The 19,673-nt window shown below is 66.9% G+C and carries 19 protein-coding genes; 8 read left to right on the top strand and 11 right to left on the bottom strand.

Annotated features, from left to right (window positions below; translation table 11 throughout):
• Positions 1–81: 81 nt before the first annotated feature.
• On the top strand, positions 82–1,956 hold the full coding sequence (locus ASE22_RS22265; RefSeq protein ID WP_056364807.1) for an ABC-F family ATP-binding cassette domain-containing protein: 1,875 nt from the start codon (positions 82–84) through the stop codon (positions 1,954–1,956).
• Positions 1,957–2,374: 418 nt separating this feature from the next.
• Here ASE22_RS22265 and ASE22_RS22260 read toward each other — a convergent pair whose 3' ends face one another.
• From ASE22_RS22260 to ASE22_RS22220, 9 genes are all read right to left on the bottom strand, one after another.
• On the bottom strand, positions 2,375–3,130 hold the full coding sequence (locus ASE22_RS22260; protein ID WP_056364804.1) for a hypothetical protein: 756 nt from the start codon (positions 3,128–3,130) through the stop codon (positions 2,375–2,377).
• Positions 3,131–3,313: 183 nt separating this feature from the next.
• Positions 3,314–4,396 (bottom strand): serine/threonine protein kinase, encoded by a 1,083-nt coding sequence (locus ASE22_RS22255; protein ID WP_082545579.1) that lies wholly within the window; start codon positions 4,394–4,396, stop codon positions 3,314–3,316.
• A 7-nt stretch (positions 4,397–4,403) separates the two neighbouring features.
• The gene (locus ASE22_RS22250; RefSeq protein WP_056601484.1) at positions 4,404–4,817 is read right to left on the bottom strand and encodes a DUF3010 family protein; all 414 of its coding nucleotides are present in this window, start codon (positions 4,815–4,817) and stop codon (positions 4,404–4,406) included.
• Between the two features lie 89 nt (positions 4,818–4,906).
• Positions 4,907–6,073, bottom strand: coding sequence for a three-Cys-motif partner protein TcmP (gene tcmP / locus ASE22_RS22245; RefSeq protein WP_056364794.1), 1,167 nt, complete (start codon positions 6,071–6,073; stop codon positions 4,907–4,909).
• On the bottom strand, positions 6,073–6,813 hold the full coding sequence (locus ASE22_RS22240; RefSeq protein WP_056364792.1) for a DUF5131 family protein: 741 nt from the start codon (positions 6,811–6,813) through the stop codon (positions 6,073–6,075). The genes tcmP and ASE22_RS22240 overlap by 1 nt, the downstream gene beginning before the upstream one ends.
• 244 nt (positions 6,814–7,057) lie before the next feature.
• Positions 7,058–7,456: a DUF6232 family protein gene (locus ASE22_RS22235; protein ID WP_056364788.1), complete on the bottom strand. Its 399-nt coding sequence runs from the start codon at positions 7,454–7,456 to the stop codon at positions 7,058–7,060.
• A 20-nt stretch (positions 7,457–7,476) separates the two neighbouring features.
• Positions 7,477–8,127: a heavy metal-binding domain-containing protein gene (locus ASE22_RS22230; RefSeq protein ID WP_056364786.1), complete on the bottom strand. Its 651-nt coding sequence runs from the start codon at positions 8,125–8,127 to the stop codon at positions 7,477–7,479.
• Between the two features lie 180 nt (positions 8,128–8,307).
• Positions 8,308–8,646, bottom strand: a complete 339-nt coding sequence (locus ASE22_RS22225; protein ID WP_056364781.1) for a hypothetical protein — start codon at positions 8,644–8,646, stop codon at positions 8,308–8,310.
• Positions 8,647–8,653: 7 nt separating this feature from the next.
• Entirely contained in the window at positions 8,654–9,118 is a 465-nt protein-coding gene (locus ASE22_RS22220; protein ID WP_056364779.1) for a helix-turn-helix domain-containing protein, read from the bottom strand.
• A gap of 256 nt (positions 9,119–9,374) precedes the next feature.
• Here ASE22_RS22220 and ASE22_RS22215 point away from each other — a divergent pair, with 256 nt between their 5' ends.
• The 5 genes from ASE22_RS22215 to kdsA all read left to right on the top strand — a co-directional run bounded on the left by ASE22_RS22215 (position 9,375) and on the right by kdsA (position 14,774).
• The gene (locus ASE22_RS22215) at positions 9,375–9,614 is read left to right on the top strand and encodes a hypothetical protein (protein WP_235537450.1); all 240 of its coding nucleotides are present in this window, start codon (positions 9,375–9,377) and stop codon (positions 9,612–9,614) included.
• Positions 9,611–10,204: an HGGxSTG domain-containing protein gene (locus ASE22_RS28050; RefSeq protein ID WP_082545576.1), complete on the top strand. Its 594-nt coding sequence runs from the start codon at positions 9,611–9,613 to the stop codon at positions 10,202–10,204. Before ASE22_RS22215 ends, ASE22_RS28050 begins: the two co-directional genes overlap by 4 nt.
• Positions 10,205–10,280: 76 nt before the next feature.
• Entirely contained in the window at positions 10,281–11,873 is a 1,593-nt protein-coding gene (locus tag ASE22_RS22210) for a glucan biosynthesis protein (protein ID WP_235536321.1), read from the top strand.
• Positions 11,874–12,017: 144 nt separating this feature from the next.
• Positions 12,018–13,886, top strand: coding sequence for a glucans biosynthesis glucosyltransferase MdoH (gene mdoH, locus ASE22_RS22205; RefSeq protein ID WP_056364777.1), 1,869 nt, complete (start codon positions 12,018–12,020; stop codon positions 13,884–13,886).
• Positions 13,887–13,922: 36 nt separating this feature from the next.
• Positions 13,923–14,774 (top strand): 3-deoxy-8-phosphooctulonate synthase, encoded by an 852-nt coding sequence (gene kdsA / locus ASE22_RS22200; protein WP_056364775.1) that lies wholly within the window; start codon positions 13,923–13,925, stop codon positions 14,772–14,774.
• On the opposite strand, the gene ASE22_RS22195 is transcribed toward kdsA, so the two are convergent.
• Positions 14,775–16,097: a glycosyltransferase family 4 protein gene (locus ASE22_RS22195; protein ID WP_056364773.1), complete on the bottom strand. Its 1,323-nt coding sequence runs from the start codon at positions 16,095–16,097 to the stop codon at positions 14,775–14,777.
• Positions 16,098–16,133: 36 nt separating this feature from the next.
• Positions 16,134–17,264, bottom strand: coding sequence for a glycosyltransferase (locus ASE22_RS22190; protein WP_235536319.1), 1,131 nt, complete (start codon positions 17,262–17,264; stop codon positions 16,134–16,136).
• A 132-nt stretch (positions 17,265–17,396) separates the two neighbouring features.
• Here ASE22_RS22190 and ASE22_RS22185 point away from each other — a divergent pair, with 132 nt between their 5' ends.
• Both ASE22_RS22185 and ASE22_RS22180 read left to right on the top strand, forming a co-directional pair.
• Entirely contained in the window at positions 17,397–18,059 is a 663-nt protein-coding gene (locus ASE22_RS22185) for an ABC transporter ATP-binding protein (protein ID WP_056364768.1), read from the top strand.
• A gap of 154 nt (positions 18,060–18,213) precedes the next feature.
• Positions 18,214–19,347 carry a polysaccharide biosynthesis/export family protein gene (locus ASE22_RS22180; RefSeq protein ID WP_235537449.1) on the top strand — a complete coding sequence of 378 codons (1,134 nt, stop codon included), beginning with the start codon at positions 18,214–18,216 and terminating at the stop codon, positions 19,345–19,347.
• The last annotated feature ends 326 nt before the right edge of the window (positions 19,348–19,673 follow it).

Raw genomic sequence — 19,673 nt, 5'->3', positions numbered from 1 at the left:
GCGTGACGCGAAGCAGGCTCGGCGCGCCCCCGGCATCGCCCTGTTTCGCTGCGGCGCAAAATCCTCTATCGGCGCGGCGATATGCTCAATTTCTCGAATCTCACGGTCCGGCTCGGCGGGCGCACGATCCTCGACCGCGCCTCGGCCGCGCTGCCGCCGCGCGCGCGGGTCGGGCTGATCGGCCGCAACGGCGCCGGCAAGTCCACCCTGATGAAGGTGATGATCGGCTCGCTCGAGGCCGACGATGGCGATCTCGACAAGCCGCGCGACCTGCGCATCGGCTATATCGCCCAGGAGGCGCCGAGCGGCACCGCGACCCCGATCGACACCGTGCTCGCCGCCGACAAGGAGCGCGCCGCCCTGCTGGTCGAGGCCGAGCATTGCCACGATCCCGACCGGCTCGGCGAGGTCTATGAGCGGCTGATGGCGATCGACGCCTACACCGCGCCGTCGCGCGCCTCGACCATCCTCGTCGGCCTCGGCTTCGACGAGGAGATGCAGCAGCGCCCGCTCGACAGCTATTCGGGCGGCTGGAAGATGCGCGTCGCGCTCGCCTCGCTGCTCTTTTCCGAGCCCGACCTGCTGCTGCTCGACGAGCCGTCGAACCATCTCGACCTCGAAGCGACCCTGTGGCTCGAGAATTTCCTCAAGAGCTACCCGGCGATGATGGTCGTGATCAGCCATGAGCGCGATCTGCTCAACAACGTCGTCGACCATATCCTCCACCTCGAGGGCGGCAAGACCACCCTCTACACCGGCGGCTATGACAGCTTCGAGCGCCAGCGGGCCGAGCGCGCCGCCCAGCTCGCCGCCGCCAAGGCCTCGCAGGATGCCCAGCGCGCCAAGCTGCAGGACTATATCGCCCGCAACAGCGCCCGCGCCTCGACCGCGAAGCAGGCGCAGTCGCGCGCCAAGATGCTGGCGAAGATGCAGCCGATCGCCGCGCTCGCCGACGATCCCAGCCTGTCGTTCGATTTCCCCAGCCCCGACGAGCTCAAGCCGCCGCTGGTCACGCTCGACATGGCCAGCGTCGGCTATACCGAGGGCAAGCCGATCCTCCAGCGGCTCAACCTGCGGCTCGACCCCGACGACCGGATCGCGCTGCTCGGCCGCAACGGCAACGGCAAGACCACGCTCGCCCGCCTCCTCGCCGCGCAGCTCAAGCCGATGGACGGCGCGATGACCGCGTCGGGCAAGATGCGCGTCGGCTATTTCACCCAGTACCAGGTCGAGGAGCTCGACGGCGACGATACCCCGCTCGAGCATATGACCCGGATGATGAAGGGCATGACCCCGGGCGCGGTGCGCGCCCAGCTCGGCCGCTTCGGCTTCTCGGGCGAAAAGGCGACGACCCGGGTCGGCAAGCTGTCGGGCGGCGAGCGCGCCCGCCTCGCGCTGGCGCTGATCACCCGCGACGCGCCGCACATGCTGATCCTCGACGAGCCGACCAACCATTTGGACGTCGACGCGCGCGAGGCGCTGGTCCAGGCGCTCAACGCCTATGAGGGCGCGGTGGTGGTGGTCAGCCACGACCGCCACATGATCGAGCTGACCGCCGACCGGCTGGTGCTGGTCGACGGCGGCGCCGCGACCGAGTTCAACGGCAGCCTCGACGACTACACCGACCTGATCCTCGGCAGGAACCAGCCGAAGGGCGAGGGGAGCGCCGGCGGCGGCAAGGCCGCGAAGAAGGACAAGAAGGCCGCCGCCCAGGCGCGCGAGCAGCTCCAGACCTTGCGCAAGACCGTCCGGTCGATGGAGGAGCGGATCGCCGCCCTGACCGCGCGCCGCAGCGAGATCGACCGCGCGATGTTCGATCCGAAGTCGGCCGGCCCGGCCGACGCGAAGCGCACCACCGGCGACCTGATGAAACTGCGCGCCGACGTCGAGCGCGAGCTGGAGGCGGTCGAGGCCGAATGGCTGGAAGCGAACGAGGCCCTCGAAGCCGCCGCCTGATCGGCCGGCCCCAACGCACCCGTCTCCACGCCCCTGAACCGTCACCCCAGCGCAGGCTGGGGTCTCATGAAGCAAGGGCGGCACGCCGCTCCGGAGAGGCGCGCGCCGCAACCCCGACACGTCGCCCCAGCGCAGGCCGGGGCCCATGTCTCTCCCCACGGGCGGTGCCGTCGAGCTGTCGAGCGACACGAAAACCGCCCCCACGGCGACGACAAGGAAAAGAAACCCCCCCCCCCCCCCCCCGTCATCCCGGACTTGATCCGGGATCCCGCTTCTTCTTCTTCTCTTCTTCTTCTCCTTCTCCTTCTCCTTCTCCTTCTCCTTCTCCTTCTTCGCGGAAACACCCCCACCCGCCCGCCCCGGACAGGCGAAGAGAGTCCACCCCCGCCGGACCGACCAAACCCGGCGAAAGCCCCCCCTATTTCTTCGGCGCCGCCACCACCCGGAAGGCCCGCCCGTCGGCCAGCGTGAAGACCTTGCCGTCGAACGTCGCCTTGATCGTCCCGTCCTTGCGGTTGATCGCCTTGTCCGGCGTCGCCTCGGCCCAGCGGGTCACGCCCAACTCATAGGCCGTCCCGCTGCGGCGCACCGTGCCATAGCCGGTGACGACCGCCGTCGCGTCGCCCGCGACCAGCACGAAATGCCCGTCGACCAGCGCCAGCACGCCGTTTTCCAGCTTGTAGATGTCGCCCTTGGCGGGGCCGATCCGGCGGAACTTCTGGATCGTGCCCGATCCGAACACGATCGTCATCGTCTCGCCGTCGCGGTCGACGCTGATGTCATGCTGGCTGTCGCGGCGGAAGCGCAGCGCCGGCTCCTTGCCGGCGGTCGCGCTGTCGGGCAGCATGCCGCCGGGCGACGTGCTGATCGTCTGCTCGCCCACCATATGCACCCCGCGCGGCCCGGGGCCGAACGTCCCGGCATGCGCCATCGCCCCCTGCGTGGCGAAGGGCTCGCCGTCGAAGATCGATTGCTGGACGAACAGCCCGTCCTTGAACAGGATGACCCCGGTCAGCGGCATCGCCTGCCCGCGCGCCTCCAGCAGCGTATAGGCCCAAAGCCCCTCCGCATCCTTGACCGCGTCCTTGGTCTCGGCCTGCGCGGCCGGCGTCATCACCACGGCGCCCAGCGCGGCCAGCGCGAGGGCGACTAAACGGTGCCAGCTTCGGTTCATGGGGGGGCCCTCTTTGCTATGTGACGCGCCAGCTGCGCGGAGACCCCGAACCTGCGGCAAGCCAGGATTGCGTTCAATCGCAGGCGGTGGGCGCGTTCATTGCGTCAGGGGCAACATGCGGTGCGGGTCGGGCGGATTGGGCCGTTAGCTGTCTGGCAGGTTCAGCCCCCACGCCTCAATCTGTCACAGCCGCTCTGCGGCTTCGACGGCCTCCCGCAGCGTGGACGGCTTCGCCGCGCGGACCTTCCGCCATGCAGTTCCCGAGCTGACCATCTTCTCTATTGAGAAGCTACCCGTCGAGCCGACAATCCTGAATTTCGCCCGCGGGCGATAAAGCACCGGTTCTGGCTCGCAGCGCCAGTCCGGCAGCGACGCCCGTAGGTTATTGAGCTTCGTGATCAACGCCGACACGCTCTCGAAGCGCTTCGTACGATCGACCTTGCAACAAGTACGGATTACGCCGCGCAGACCCGAAGGGCACCAAGGCGGAAGGCTGTCCAGATCGAGCAATCTGCCCTTGGAAATGATCCTGCGTTCGAAGGCTTCGATCGCGTAGAGTTCGTTGTCCGGGTGTGGAAGGTTGGCGTATTCGCTTTTTTCCTTCGCGTTAAGCCAATCCATCATCTGATATGGCAGGCGTCCCCCAAGCAGCTGGTAGAATAGGATGCCGAGTTGGTAGATGTCGCTTTGCTCGTAAGATCGATCGGTCGCGATCTCTTCGGGCGATCGGTAAAGCAGAGAGTGGCGCGACTTCGTTTCGGCGTAGCCGCCATCGCCCTTCCTCACGACTGACCCAAAGTCACCGATTAAGAGGGAACCGTCGCCCCGTTTAAATACGTTAGATGGCTTCAAGTCCCGGTGCACGTAGCCCTTGCCATGAATGAAGCTCGCGCCGCTGGCAACTTGCAGTAGCATATCGACAGCCTGACGGACGCCAATTCCACCAGCGGCGATGACATCATCGAGATCGCCATGTTCGCAAAACGGCGTAACGAAGTAAGCGTCATCCTCGTCGATTGCTGCGGCGTCATGCACCTCTAGGACATTCGGCGAAGCCAGATCCGCAAGGAGCTTTGGCTCGGCATGGGCACCGTCGCCCCAGAAATAGAATTTTACGACCACCTTGCGGGCAAGTTGGCGGTTGCGCCCTATCAGGACGTATCCGTTGGCACCCTTGTCGTTGACGCTCTCGAACTCGATCTTCTTGGCGAGCTCGGTTGCTGCGGCGGCAATGCCGGCCGGCAAAATGGTGAGATCCACTGCCATCGTCGCGTTATTGACCAGCCAGCCGCCAGGCGCCTGCGCGAAAGGCGTCCTCCTGATATTTGGCGACCCCGGTGGGAATGCCTCCTTTGTTGCTCTTCGCGAACTTCGAGAGAGTCGGGGCACTGACGAACTCAACTGGGGTTCCTGCCAGCTGAAACAGCGCTTCGATCTTGAAGGTCACTCCACTTGCCGCCATTCGTCCAGACGATTGTCGAGCTTTGATGATAAATGTTTCGACGTCGTGCTTCATCGCGAAGGCCTCGATCGCCGCCTTTAGTGTGTTGAGAGAGTTTGCTTCCTTATCGTCGTTAAGTGCGAGTTTTTTCGTGGCGCACTTAATGTAGACAGTTACATCGTCTTTGGCTTCGACAAGGACTAGGGTCGCTTCATTCGACCTAATGTCCACTCCGCAGACGATCACAAACCTTCTCCTATAACCTCCGCCAAAATGCGGTCGTCGTGGCTGACGCAGTTAGCGCCATTGCCTCGTTTCGTAAAGCAAACGAAATCTTAGCGCTGGATTCTATAATCGTCGTCAGGCACCTGCTTGCGGGGTGCCCAGTCGAGGAATTTCAGCGTGCCGCTGGCCCGCATCTCGGCTGCCATGCGTGCTAAACGTCGCCCGCGCACCCCATGTTTCGCCATGATGGCCGGCCATACCTCCCCATAGCGGATGAAGGCCGGACTCGCTGGTATCATTTCCAGCAGAGCAGCACGAGCAGCCACCTCCTGCTCGGCAATCCAACGGGCGGCGAATTCGTTGCCAGTGGGCGTGCCGGCGAATAGGTCGTCCATCATCGTCGCCTCCGCTCGCCTGCTGGACTTGAGTTGATCGCGAACTTGATCCTGTGCCTTGAGGGCATCGTGCTGGCACTCGCGGAAGACCTCGATCCCTACGTTGCTACGAGTCGCATAGATGAGTGAATAGAAGGTGCGGTCCTTGGTGGGATACAGAACCGGAGTCTCCATGACGTAGGGATAGCGGCCAAGCCGGGTAATCACGTCGCTGATGGCCGACACTAGAATGTCTTTGCGTGGGTTCGCCCCTCGCTCCGCCGGGTCGGCGTCGAGTTCGGCCATCCGTTGCCGCCAGTCAGTTCCTGGAAGCAGCGCGTCGAGCCCTGCCTGAATCGCCTGCTGCTGCATCGTCGCGAACCGATTTATGAAGTCGAACATGAAGTTGAGCACGACTTCGGTGTTGGGCCTGCGGATCAGCGGGGCAACCGCGTTCATGTCGATCTTCCAACCCTTCGGGTCCATGAGAACGAAGGTGAAGGCACGCGGCGGTATCGCCTTGATTAGGTCGTCGATCAGCGGGACGAACTCGCCAGGGAAGGTCCTGATCTGGATGTCTGGATACAGGGAGATGACCTCCTGCAACCGGCGATACGCATCGGAATCGCGTTCGACGAGCAACGCCGTCATCGTGACGTCTATGCCCTTGATCCGCTTCCATTCCGCCTTTGCCTTGCGCAGGGCCTCGAGTGCGATGCCGAACGACGTATCCTCGAAGCTCTGCCCCTGGTCCTTCCATGGGCCACTGAAGCCGTCGATGTAGACCACGTCCCTATATGCGCTTGCCACCTTAAAGACTAAGCGTTCGACATAGTCCGCGAGAAAGTGATGCTTCACATAAGCCTGCTCCCGGCCCAAATAATTTGCCAGGTCAGGTCGCATCAGGCCGCTCGAGACGCAACTGCCACGGGGAGGTCGTTCCATTCGCGGCCATCGAGTTCGCGTCCGCCGGACTTTGGTCGGATGCCCCCCCACTGCTTGAAGAAGAAGGCGACTCCCTGCTCCGCGCATTGGTCGCGGATTTCACGTGCCCATTCGATTGCCATGGGACGCGCCCCGGGCCCGCTCTCTCCGCCTGCTATCACCCAGTGGATTCCGGAGAGGTCGACTTTGCCGATGGCGCCTATCAATGGCTCGACCGAGAGGAACCGCACGCCCGCAGGCGCTTGGCGGAGATGGTCGATCCGCGCATGGGACTCGCCGTCCTCCACCGAGACGCCCAGCCAGATATGTGCCGGCGGCATCACGTAACGATAGCGGCGCTTCAAATAGTCTCGCATGAGCGAGCTACGCTTCGTCAGCACTTGGAAGACGTGCCAGTCAGCTTTCTCCATGGTGTCAAAAACGCGGTCGATGAATTCGAATTGCACCTTCTTGTGAAACAGGTCGCTCATCGAGTTGACGAAGATCATCCGGGGACGCTTCCACGTCAGCGGCTGACTCAGCCGTTCGGGTCTTAGGACCAAGTCAAACCCGTGCTCGAAGGGGTGACCAGGAATGCCACGCCACCGTTCCGAGAAGCGCTCGGCGTAGCAATTGTCGCACCCAGCGGTGATCTTGGTGCAACCCGTTACCGGATTCCACGTCGCGTCGGTCCATTCGATAGCGCTGCCGTCTGCCATTCCGCCCCATTAGAACATACATGGAACAATGCCACAGCATAAATTGCGATGCAAGAATTCCGGGGACACAATACTAAATCTGAAGCTCGCTCGCGAGATTTCGCAGAAATCTGGCGAGATTCGTGCGCAAGCTGCCACCGAACAAGATCATCTTCGGGAAAGGATAAGTATTGTGTCCCGGAACTGTTGCCACCCGTGGGCGCCTGTAGCGCACGTTCCAAAATATTGTACGCATCGCACCGCCTTATCGCTTCGAGACCATTGCCGTCTCGATCGCGGCACGCATCTTCTCAACCTCGGCGCCATCGGTCGTCTGGGTGGCCTGCGCCTCCGAACTCGATGTGGTGAGCAGCAGCGTGTAATCGACGATGGCTGCATGGATCGAGGCGCGCCAGGCGACGAAGCCGATGGCAACCGCGATCGCCAGCGTTGTTCCAAAGCTGCCCTTGTCGCCGGATCCGACGAGATTTCCGAGCGCAGCGAACAGGAGCAGCGCAGCGATACACGCAAGTATGATCCAGAGGCAGCCGCTGCGCGGTTGGGCTTTCACATCCACGCTGTTGATCTTGTCGATTGCATAGCTTTTCGAACCGAAGCGCGCGAAATCGTCGTCTATGGAAATGTCTCGATTCTGGTAACGCATAATATCCCCCGATATGCGGCCTACATCTCCGGCGCGATGCCGAACTTCTGCAGAGCAGCGTGCGTCTTGATGGCGGCGGCCAGCATTTCGCGTTGGGGCCGCGCAACTGCGTCGAGGCACTCGTCGGCGACGACGACCGCAGTGCCTGTCATGCAGACCATCAGCATGGCCTTCACCCCGCCCACTTCGCCATAGTCGACATCCGACGCCACGATCGCGTTGCCACCAAGACGCAGCGCCTGAAGCCTCAGGCTTGCCTTGCAAAGATCTTCGCCGGCTCTCAGCTTCTTGGTGAAGGCATTCGACTGCGCGCCGAATGCGTCCGTCCAGGCCGAGGTGAACTCGGCAAAGAAGCCCGTGCCGGTGACCGTTTGCGCGGTGATGATTTCCAGGGGGCGGTAGGTCCATCCGGGCGGGCTATGAATGGAGAGGATCGGAATTAAGGACAGGCCCGCGCTGATGTTTTCCTGGAGCCGGGTAAGCTCACTGGCAACCTTGCGGGATGCCTTCTCATACGCCTGAGTGCCGCACTTGTCACACGCATGGGTACGGGTCGTGCCCTCCACATGGTTGATGACGTCGACCTTGCGCTTTGCGAGCAACTGGTTCGAGGAGAAGGCGCCGACCTTCAGTCGTTCCCCACAGTGCGCGCAATTATCTTCCTCTTCCATGAGCCCCCCGCTCTGTACCGAATCGCTGTCGGCGTAACGATCTCTCGCACGCCGCAGGGGAATGTCGAGATGGGGAATGTCCGAAATGGAGGGATGTGGAGCCGATCCTATTAATACGCTCGAAAATTCAGGTTCGGGGACCCTATAATTCGGCGACACGATACTAACCCCTCCCACCCCTCACCCCCGATGCCGCTCCAGAAACCGCTTCCACGCCCGCTCATCGGGAGCGGGCAAGCGATGCGTCACCGGCGCGGCAACGGGCAGCGCGGTCATGCTGGCGCGCTTCACCCGCCGCTGCGCCGCCGACGAGCATGGCCGGCAATAGAAGCGGCGCGCCGCCGCCCCGAAGCTGTCGTCCCAGCCGCGTTTCCAGAACACGCCCCACAGGCCATGCGGATCGAACACCGCCCGGTTGCGGCAGCCGGTGGCGTTGCACGCCACCATCACCACCTGGTGCATCGCCGCGGCCTCCCAGATCTGCGTCGGGATCTTGAGCCCGTCCCGGTAGATCGCCACGATCGCCTCAGGCGGGCTTGATGCGCCAGTCGGTGATCGCGTGCGGGGTGACGTTCAGCACCCTGGCCAGCGCGATCTCGTGCATCTCGTTCGCGACCAGCGCGTGCGCCTCGATCGCCGCGATCAGCTCGGGCGACAGGCCCGACGCCTGCGCGAGCTGCTCGACCGACAGGCCCCGCCACCGGCGCACCGTCGTCAGCGCGTGGAGCCCCTCGGCATCGCCCGCCGTGCGGACGGCATCGGGCACCTTCTCCCCCGGCGGGGTCTCCCATTCGACGATCGCCGGCCCCAATATCTTCACCGCCTCGAAGCCCTTGCGCAGGAAGGCGCGGTACAGCCGGTTCCGGCCGTCGTCGCGGCGCTGCCCCCAGTCGCGCAGCTCGTCCAGCCGGTAGCCGGCCATCTCGGCGGCGATCTCGGCCATGCGGTGGCCATAGTCGATATGCGTGGGAATGCGGTTGGTGGCGGTCATCGCCCTTGTCCTCGTTGCTGGTGGGGGCCGGGAATCGGCTGGCGCAGAAAAGAACAAAGATCGAACATAAGTCAATGCGAATAGCCGTTCCGCCGGCGTTTCGAAGGATCGGGCGCGGATCATGTTCCTGATATGTTCTTGCCTTTCGCGGCGCGTCATGCTACCGTCGCCGCCCCTCGAAAGGCATCCGATGACCGAAACATGCACGCCCGGCGCCCCCGATGGCGAAGCTTCCGTCACCCTTCCCGACGATTCGATGGACCGCCTGCGGACGATGTTGATGACGCAGGCGACCGATCTCGACGTGATGTTCGCCGAACTGATCGGGAAGGCCGCGACCAATATCGATCAATGGCCGACGACGGCGGAGCGTCTGGTGCGGCTGGCGCTGCGGGCCCAGTCCAACTGCCGCGCGTCGCTCGATACGCTGGCCCGCGCAGAACGCGCGCTGCTGCGGGCGCGGGAGCGCGAAGCGATCCGCAACGGCGACGCATGACGCCGGCCCCGCCCGCATCCCACCCCATCCCCGAGCCCCGAGCCGTCCCTGAACCCACCTCGCTGGCGCAGGCCCCCCGCTGCGGCGCGCGCACCCGGTGCGGCGCGCCGTGCCGCTCGCCCGCCGTGCAGGGCCGCGCCCGCTGCCGCATGCATGGCGGCAAGGGCAGCGGCGCCCCGCGCGGCAATCGCAACGCCTGGAAACATGGCGGGCGCTCGGCCTGGATCGGGGAGGTCGTCCGCTTCCTGCGCGCGACCAGCCCCGCCGCGATCCGCCGCATGGCGCTCGAGGCCGGGGCGGCCCCTGCGCCCGTGCCCCCGCCTGCACCGACGCCTGCCCCCGCTCTCGGCGCGGGGGAGGGGGCGGCAAAAGAAAAAAAGCGAAAAAACGAACGCACAACCCCATGCAACGGGAAAGCGCTCGCGTCGGGGTCGTCCGCCGCCCCCTTCGATCGCCAACCCGATAGCCCGCCCGCTGGCCTGCCCGAATCACCCGCCCGCCGGCCCCGACGGCCCCGACGGCCCCGGCGGCGCGGCGGCTTTCCGGGGCCCGTCGCCGCGACAGGCGGGGTTCAGCTTCGGCCGCTATAGGAACTTTCGCCCGCGCCGGGGGTCTGGACGATGTCCCTCGTGGACCGTAGGCGAAACGAAATCACGGCGGACCGATATGATCGACAGACGGCAGGCAATGGCGGCGCTGGGGGCTTTCATGGCCGTCGAGGGCTATGCGCTCGCGGCGCCCCGCCGATCCGGCGGGACCGGCGTCGGTGGTGGCGGCAGTAGGGGTGGCGCCGGTGGCGAGCCCTTCTCCTGGGACTGGCTGAAGGGCCATGCCGCCGCGATGGCGCGCAGCCGGGCGACCCCGCTGCCCAAACCCGATCCGCGCGCGCTCGCCAATGATTATGACGCGGCGAACCGGATCGGCTTCCGCCCCGAAAAGCAGATCTTCGCTGACGACGGCTATGGCGTGCGGCTGTTCCCGCTGCTCCGGGCGGCGCCGGTGCCGGTCGACATATCGATCGTCGAACGCGGCCGCGCCCGCCGGATCGAGCATAGCGAGGACATGTTCGAGGTCGGCCCCGGCGAGGGGTCCGCACCGCACGTCCTGCGCGGCATCTCGGGCTTCCGGGTGATGAACGAGGGCGGGGTCGGCGACTGGCTCGCCTTCCTCGGCGCCTCCTATTTCCGCTCGGCGGGGACGCTCCACCAATATGGCCTGTCGGCGCGCGGCCTCGCGATCGACACCGGCATCGATGGCAAGGAGGAATTCCCCGCCTTCACCAGCTTCTGGCTCGAACGGACCGGGGCGGGGCTCACCATCTACGCGCTGCTCCAGGGCCCGAGCGTCGTCGGGGCCTGGCGCTTCGTCACCCGCATGACCGACGCCGCCGTCGTCCAGGACGTGTCCTCGGCGATCTGGCTGCGCCGCGATGTCGAGCGGCTCGGCATCGCGCCGCTGACCAGCATGTTCTGGTATGACGAGGGCAATCCCCAGGCGCGGGCCGACTGGCGTCCCGAAATCCACGATTCGGACGGGCTGCTGATCCACAACCGCGCGGGCGAGCGGCTCTGGCGCCCGCTCGGCAACCCGCCGCGCCCGACGATCAACGTCTTCGCCGATCCGCAGGGCGGCAGCGCGTTCGGCCTGCTCCAGCGCGACCGCAACTTCGACCATTATCAGGACGACGGCGTCTTCTACGAGAAGCGCCCGAGCCTGTGGGTCGAGCCGAAGGGTGACTGGGGCCCCGGTGCGGTGATGCTCTACGAGATCCCGACCAACCGCGAGACCGACGACAATGTCGTCGCCTTCTGGACCCCCGATCGCCCCGCGACCGCCGGCTCGACCTTCACCTTCGACTATCGGCTCCGCTGGCTGCCCGGCGAGCCCCCCGCCGGGTCCCAGTCCCCGGCCCAGAGCCAGTCCCCGGCACCGGCGATCGCTCCGGCGCGGGTCGTCGACCGCTGGACCGGCACCGCCGGGCGGCCGGGGCTGGAGCCGATCGCCAATGCCCGCCGCCTCGTCGTCGATTTCGCGGGGCCCGCGCTCAAGGGGCTCGACCGGCAATCGGGGGTCACCGCCGCCGTGTCGATCGACCAGGGCAGGCTGCTGACGGTCGATGCCTATCCGGTGGTCGGGCAGCCGGGGCGCTGGCGGATGATCGCCGACGTCACCCGCTCCAGCCGGCCCGCGAATCTGCGGGCGACCCTCGAACGGAACGGCCGGGCGCTCAGCGAAACCGTCATCCATCAGTTCTACTGACGGGCGCTGCCGCCGGTCCGGGGCTTGTACGGTGCGGGGTCGGGCGCCATTTGTCGGGAGCCTGGGGCGGTCCGGCGCAAAGGCAGGAACTATCGGAGCCGCATCTGGCATGAGCCACGGCCGATCAACGCAGGAACGTGACGATTGTACCGGATTGACAAGGATTTAGCGGAAGGCGCCCCCGAGCAGGATCCGCGCGGGGAGGGCGATCTTCCGCCCGAGGCACCGCTCGCCATGCCGGTGCAGGATCTGTCGCGCATGCCCGACATCGCCGCGGGCGATCCCATCGTGCCGGTCGGCCCGCTGTTCCAGCGGCGCCTGTTCCTGATCGTCGGCAGCTTCCTGTTCGGCCTGCTCGCCGCGCAGGAGATGTTCACCCCGCTCCAGTCCGACGGAATCGACTGGATCGACCTCGGCTTCGCGACCCTGTTCTTCGGGCTGTTCGCCTGGATCGCCTTCGGCTTCCTCAACGCCGTCGCCGGCCTGTTCGTGCTGCTCGGCCGCGGGCCGGTGGGGGAGGTGTCGCGCAGCCGGCTGGTGCTGCCCGAGGGGCGCACCGCGGTGCTGATGCCGATCTACAACGAGGATGTCGGCGCGGTCTTCCGCCGGCTCGAATCGATGACCGATTCGGTCGCCCAGGTCGGCGGCGCTGGCCGGTTCGACTTCTTCATCCTCAGCGATTCGCACGAGCGCAACCATGCCCGCGAATATCTGGCCTTCCGCCGGCTGCGCGAGACGAGCAAGGCGAACGTCTGGTATCGCCGCCGCCCGCGCAACACCGCGCGCAAGCCGGGCAACATCGCCGATTGGGTGCGGCGCTTCGGCGGCGCCTACGACTATATGCTGGTGCTCGACGCCGACAGCCTGATGAGCGGCGCGGCGATGGCGCGGCTCGCCTCGGCGATCGAGGCACGGCCGGCGATCGGCCTGCTCCAGACGGTGCCCCAGCTCATCAACGGCCAGACGATGTTCGCGCGCTGGCACCAGTTCGCCTCGTCGGTCTACGGCCCGGTCGCCTCGGCCGGCCTGCGCTGGTGGTCGGGCACCGAGGCGACCTTCTGGGGCCATAACGCGATCGTCCGGGTGCGCGCCTTCGCCGAAAGCTGCGGCCTGCCCGAACTGCCCGAGGACAGCCTGCTCGGCGGCCACATCATGAGCCACGACATGGTCGAGGCGGCGCTGCTGCGGCGGCGCGGCTGGGCGGTGCACATGGTGTCGATGCCCGAGGGCAGCTACGAGGAATTCCCGCCGACGATGATCGACCATTCGATCCGCGACCGGCGCTGGTGCCAGGGCAATCTCCAGCATCTCCGCCTGCTCAGCGGCGCCGGCTTCCACTGGGTCAGCCGGCTCCAGCTGCTGATGGGCGCCTCGGCCTATCTGACCTCGCCGCTCTGGCTGCTGCTGCTCGGCGCCGCGATGTTCGAGCAGCTCCGCGCCGATTTCGACGGCTATGTGCTGATCTCGTCGGGCTGGCTGCTCGGGCTCACCGTCCTGATGCTGTTCGGGCCGAAGATCGCCGCGCTGATCGCGCTCGGCCAGGACCGCGAGCTCGTCCGCCAGCTCGGCGGCTGGGGCAGCATCGCCAAGGGCACCGCGATCGAGATCCTCACCTCGATCGTCACCGCGCCGGCGATGATGCTGACCCAGTCGATGGCGATCGTCGACATCCTGCGCGGCCGCCAGAGCGGCTGGTCGCCGCAGCGGCGCGAGGTCGACGGGCTCGATTTCGGCGAGGTGACGCGCTTCTACCGCTGGCACCTGCTGCTCGGCATGGCGCTGATGGCGGCGATCGCGCTCGGCCTCGACGGCAGCATCTGGTCGCTGCCGGTGGCGATCGGGCTGCTGCTCGCGCCGGTCACCGTCTGGCTGACCGCGCGCGCCGACGTCGGCGACTGGCTGGTCCGCCGCGGCTATTTCGTCTCGCCCGCCGACCATCGCCGCTTCGAGGAGGGACCCGAGCAGCCGGCCGACCTCGTCCCCGAGCCCAGCTTCGCGATCGCGCGGGGCTGATTGCCTTCGCCCGGTTCCGGCGCCTAAGAAGCGCCGATGAAGATATTGGGACATGAAGTCGGGCTCGACGCGCCGCTGTTCGTCATCGCGGGCCCCTGCGTGATCGAATCGGAGGCGCTGGTGCTGTCGGTCGCCGAGACGCTGCGCGGCATCGCCGACCGGCTCGGCCTGTTCGTCGTGTTCAAGAGTTCGTTCGACAAGGCCAACCGCAGCTCGGGCGCCTCCTTCCGCGGGCCGGGGATCGACGGCGGCCTGCGCATCCTCGAGAAGGTCCGCGCCGAGACCGGCCTGCCGGTGCTGACCGATGTCCACGACGTCGAGCAGGTCCGCGCCGCGGCCGAGGTCGTCGACATCCTCCAGACCCCCGCCTTTCTCGCGCGGCAGACCGACCTGATCGAGGCGGTCGGCGCGTCGGGGCGGATCGCCAACATCAAGAAGGCGCAGTTCATGGCGCCCCACGACATGGTCCACGTCGTCCGCAAGGCCGAGGCCGCGGCGGCCGCGGCCGGGGTCGAGACGCCGGTCCTCGTCACCGAGCGCGGCACATCCTTCGGCTACAACAATCTCGTCACCGACCTGCGCGGCCTCGTCGTCATGCGCGATACCGGGGCGCCGGTCGTGTTCGACGCAACCCATTCGGTGCAGCTCCCCGGCGGGCTCGGCGCCTCCTCGGGCGGGCAGCGCGAATATGTGCCGGTGCTCGCGCGCGGCGCGGTCGCGGTCGGCATCGCCGGGCTGTTCATGGAAACCCATCCCGATCCCGCCAGCGCGAAATCGGACGGGCCCAACGCCTGGCCGCTCGACCGGCTCGAGCCGTTGCTGGCCGAGCTTCAGGCGCTCGACGCGCACGGCATCGAGGCGCGGCGGCGCTGGCCCGACAACGCCTGATCAGTCGGCGAGGATCTTCGCGTACATCGCCGCCAGCCGCGCCCGATAGGCGTCGTCGCTGAACTTGGCGGCCTGGGCGGGGGCCGCCGCCGCCAGCCGCGCGGCGATCGCCGGATCGCCGTCCAGCGCGCGCATCGCCCCGGCGATCGCCTGGGCGTCATAGGGGTCGACGAGCAGCCCCGCGTCGCCCACCACCTCGGGCAGCGAACTGATCGTCGAGGAGATCACCGGCGTGCCGAGCCGGATCGCCTCCAGCGCGGGCAGGCCGAAGCCCTCGTAGAGCGAGGGGAACATCACCGCCTTCGCGCCGCGCACCAGCCGCAGCAGCATCTCGCGCGGCAGGTAGTCGAGCTGGACCAGCCCCTTCGCCGCCGCTTCGCCGTAGAGCGAGACGCCCTTTTTCTGGTCGCCGAAGATGCGGGCCTCCTGCTCGGTCCCCCAATGGCGCGCGCCGACGATGACGAGCGGGGTGGCGCTGCCGCTGGTCAGATGCGCCTCGATGATCCGCGCCAGGTTCTTCTTGGGATCGAGCGCGCCGAAGAACAGGAAATAGCCCCGCCGCCTCAACCCGAACAACCCTTCCACCACCGCCGCATCCTCGGCCGGGTCGCGCGCGAGCAGGTCGGCGGGGACGGGGGCGGTCTGGTAGCTGTTCGTGACCTTGTCGGGCGCGACGGCGGGGAACAGGCTCAATATGTCCGCGCGGCTCGACTCCGAGACGGTGCAGATATGGTCGCCCTCGCTGACGCACAGCTCGATCAGCCGCCGGTAATGCTGCTTGTTGTCGAGCGTGGTGTAGGGGAGCTTGAGCGGCACCAGGTCGTGCAACGTGTAGACGTTGCGCGCCCCCTCCAACCGCACCGGCACCGGATAGGTCCAGTGCATGATCGCGGGCGGGTCGGGCATGCGCAGGGTCAGGAATCTGCCGGCGCGGCGCAGGCGCCGGTCGGCGACGTCGAACAGCGCCGGGCTGCTGACCAGCCGGTCGAAGCGGGGGAGGCGGCCCGCGAAGCCCTGTTTCTCGACCGCGTCGGTGATCGGCACCTCATAGCCGTGCGCGGGCAGGAAGGAGCGGAAGGTCTCGCGGCGCAGGCGGCGGCGATGCTGCTTGCGGTTCTCGGGCGCGCGCTCCTTGCCGATCCGGTCGTAGAAGAGCAACTCGCGACTGTCCGCCTTGTCGCCGACATCTATGCCGAAGACGCCCAGCGTCGCATGGCCGAGCGCGGCCACCGCCTCGGCGAGGCCGAGCCCATAGGTGGCGACCCCGGTGCCGCGCGGCATGGCGAGGTTGAAGCCGTCGATCCCGATGGTGAGCCTGGTCATCCCGATCCGTCTGTTCCGTTGCCCGCCGGCCCCTAATCAGTCGGCGGCGCTTTGGCCACTATGTCGCGCGAGCAGCCCGCGATGGACCGCGTCGATGCGGGCGGCGAAGGCCGCCGTCGAGAAGGCGCGGCCGCGCGCCAGCCCCGCGTCGCGCAATCGCGCGACTAGGGCGTCGTCGGCGAGGCGCGCGATCTGCGCGGCGATCTCGTCGGTCGACAGCGCGTCGGCGAGCAGCGCCGCGCCGCCGGCCACCTCCTCGGTAGCCCCCCCGCGCGACGTCAGCACCGGCGTGCCGAGCTGCATCGCCTCGACGATCGGCAGGCCGAAGCCCTCGGCGATCGTCGGGAACAGGAGCGCGCGCGCGGCCGCCATCAGCGCGATCAGCGTCGGCCGGTCGACATAGGGGAACCGGATAACGCCGGGATGGGCGGCGAGGCGCGGTGCGATGTGGTCGGCATGCCAGCCGTCGGGGCCGGCGATCACCAGCGGCAGCGCCAAGCCGCTCCTGGCATGGGCTTCGGCGAGCCGGAGCAGGTTCTTGCGAGGCTCGACGCTGCCGACGGCAAGCAGGAAGCCGCCAGCGACCAGGCCCGCGGGCAGGGGGCTCGTGGCGGGTTCGATGTCGAGCCCGGGGGAGCAGGCGCTGATCGCGTCGGGAGCGCAGCCGAGCGCGGCGACGACGTCGCGGCGCGCCGCCTCCGACACCGTCAGCATATGCTCGGCACTGGCGGCCAGCGCGTCGAGCAGGCGGCGATGGCGGCCGGCGTCGATCTGGCTGAGCGACGGGTGGAAGATCGGGATCGCGTCATGGACGGTGTAGACGTTGATCCAGCCGTCGATCCGGATCGGCAGCGGATAGGTCCAGTGGACGAGGCCGCGCGGGCCCGGCGCCCGCAGCCGCAGCATCGTGCCGTGCCGGTCGAAATGGACCTGGGCGAGCCGGAAGATGTCGCGGGCGGCAAACCCCTCGTCGCGCAGCTTCAGCGTGCGCGGCCGATCGACCAGCGCATCGGCCCAGCGCAGCCAGCGCGCCGGCCGGGCCGCGCGGTCCATCGGCCGTCCGCAGCTGCGATCGGCTATTCTCACGGGCGCGCGCCCCGACCTGACCAGCGCCGCTTCGAGCGCGGCGGCGTAGGTGGCGACGCCAGTACCTTGGCGACCCAGCATGCGGGCGTCGATTGCGACGGGGACGTTTTGCGTTTGGCCGGGCATCGTCTATGCTGACCGGCATCGCAGTCTGGACATACAGCGTCCAGCCTTTTTGTACGTTGCGGGGCGAGGATTGGAGAAGACCGCTCGATGATCCGTTTCGAGAATGTTTCGAAGACCTACCATATCCGCAAATTCCAGAAGCAGGTGTTCAGCAATCTGAACTTCGAGATCGGGCGCGGCGAGAGCATCGGCATCTGCGGTGCGAACGGAGCTGGCAAGTCGACGCTGATGCGGCTGATCGCCGGGGTCGAGCATCCGACCGCCGGGCGGATCGAGCGGAGCATGACGACCAGCTGGCCGATCGGTTATTCGAGCGCCTTCCAGGCGTCGATGACCGGCAGCGACAATGTCCGCTTCATCGCCCGCATCTACCGTCAGCCAGAGCAGGAGATCCTCGACTATGTCGAGGACTTCGCGCAGCTCGGGCCCTATTTCCACCAGCCGGTGCGGACCTATTCGTCGGGCATGGCCGGGCGCCTCGCCTTCGGCATCTCGCTGGCGATCAACTTCGACTGCTATCTGGTCGACGAGGTCACGGGCGCGGGCGACGAGCGTTTCCGCCGCCGGTCGCACGAGGAACTGATGAAACGGCGCGCGGAGGGGACGCTCGTCATGGTGTCGCACGATCCGCACATGCTGCAGCAATATTGCGAGCGCGGGGCGGTGCTTTATGGGGGCAACCTGACCTTCTACGACACGGTGGCCGAGGCGAGCGAAGTCCATCACGGGCTTCAGATGCGCGCCGCTTGATGCGCCGATGCACAGCTTGCGGCCCAACCGCTCCGATGATTAACGCTTGACGAACTCGTGCCTCCCGCGCTTCTCGTTGCGCGCAAGCCATAGATTTGCCTCGATCGTCGCTATAGGGACCCCCATGATTTCCAGTTCCAGTCCCCGCCTCCGAGTGACCGGCGCCTTGGCGACGCTTGCCATATTGCTGTCGGGTTGTGCCTCGCTGCCGTCGAGCGGCCCGACCGGCCGCCAGGTGATGAGGGGTGCCAAGGACCCCGACGCCGCGCTCAGATTCCAGGTCGTCGACCTCGACGGGGCGGCCTTCCAGAAGCTGGTCCAGGTCCAGCCCACGGGGCGGGCCGTCGGCCGGCTCGCGGCCCTGGCGCGCGACGGCCGGGTCGATCGGATCGGCCCCGGCGATGTGTTGCAGGTCAGCATCTACGAAGTCGGCATGACCCTCTTCGGCAGTAGCGGCGGCATAGGCCCGGGCGCCATGTCCGAACCCGATTCGGCCCGCACGCAGGCGATGAACGCCGTGACCGTCGCCAGCGACGGCACGATTCGCCTGCCCTATGTCGGGCGGCTGATGGTCGCCGGCTCGACCGCCTACGACGTCCAGCGGATGATCGAGCAGGCGCTGCACGGCAAGTCGCAGAGTCCGCAGGCGATGGTGACGGTGGTCAATAGTCCCGGCAACAGCGTCTATCTGCTCGGCGACGTGATGCGGACCGGCCGGATAGCGCTGACCCCGGCGCGGGAACGGCTGCTCGACGCCGTGGCGACGGCGGGCGGGTCGAAGGTCAGCAGCGCCGACACGATGATCCGGATCACGCGCGGCGGCGAGAGCGCCGAGATGCGGCTGGGCGACGTCCGGCCGGGCAGCAGCGACGATCTCACCCTGTTGCCGGGCGACCGCATCGAGCTGGTCGGCGAGCCGCGCAGCTTCAGTGCCTTCGGTGCGACGCCACGGGTGTCGCAGGTCCCGTTCGGGGAGCCGAATCTGTCGTTGGCCGAGGCGCTGGCGCGGGTCGGCGGGCCGAACGACGCGCAGGCCGATCCGAAGGCGGTGTTCCTGTTCCGCTATGACGCCGCCGCGATCGCCGCGGGCGAGCCGCCGGTCATCTACCGGCTCAACCTGATGAAGCCCGAGAGCTACATCATCGCCCAGAATTTTCCGATGCGGGACAAGGACCTGATCTACATCGCCAATTCGGCGGCCAACCCGGTCAGCAAGTTCGTCGCGATTCTCAACCAGCTCTTCGCCCCGCTGCTGACGGCGAGGGTGTTGACCGACAGCAACAACTGATTCGCGGCCGGGCGGGCCTTCGCTCGCCCGGTCTTTCGGGCGCGCTCCGTGTGTCGGCGAAGAATTTTCAGGCCTCGACACAAAGTGCTTGACGACCTGTAGGGATCTGCATAGAAGGCCCCCTCACCGGCGGCGGCGAGTTGGTTTTTCCGGTTCGCTTCCGCGCCTCATTATCGGATCGGTTACGATCTCCCTGGGACAGCAGTTCCGGGTGGTAATTAGGCGTCCCGGTTCTTTGACATTGTTGGAAGATGAAGGGACATGTGGGCGGCGGCTCCGGGTGTTGCGATATTCAAGGTCGTGATATCTCGGTATAAAGCTAAGTC

This window comes from Sphingomonas sp. Root720, from assembly GCF_001428605.1.
Classification (GTDB): Bacteria; Pseudomonadota; Alphaproteobacteria; order Sphingomonadales; family Sphingomonadaceae; genus Rhizorhabdus.
Note: the sequence above shows the minus strand (reverse complement) of the source record. Positions and strands in the feature narration are given on the sequence as shown.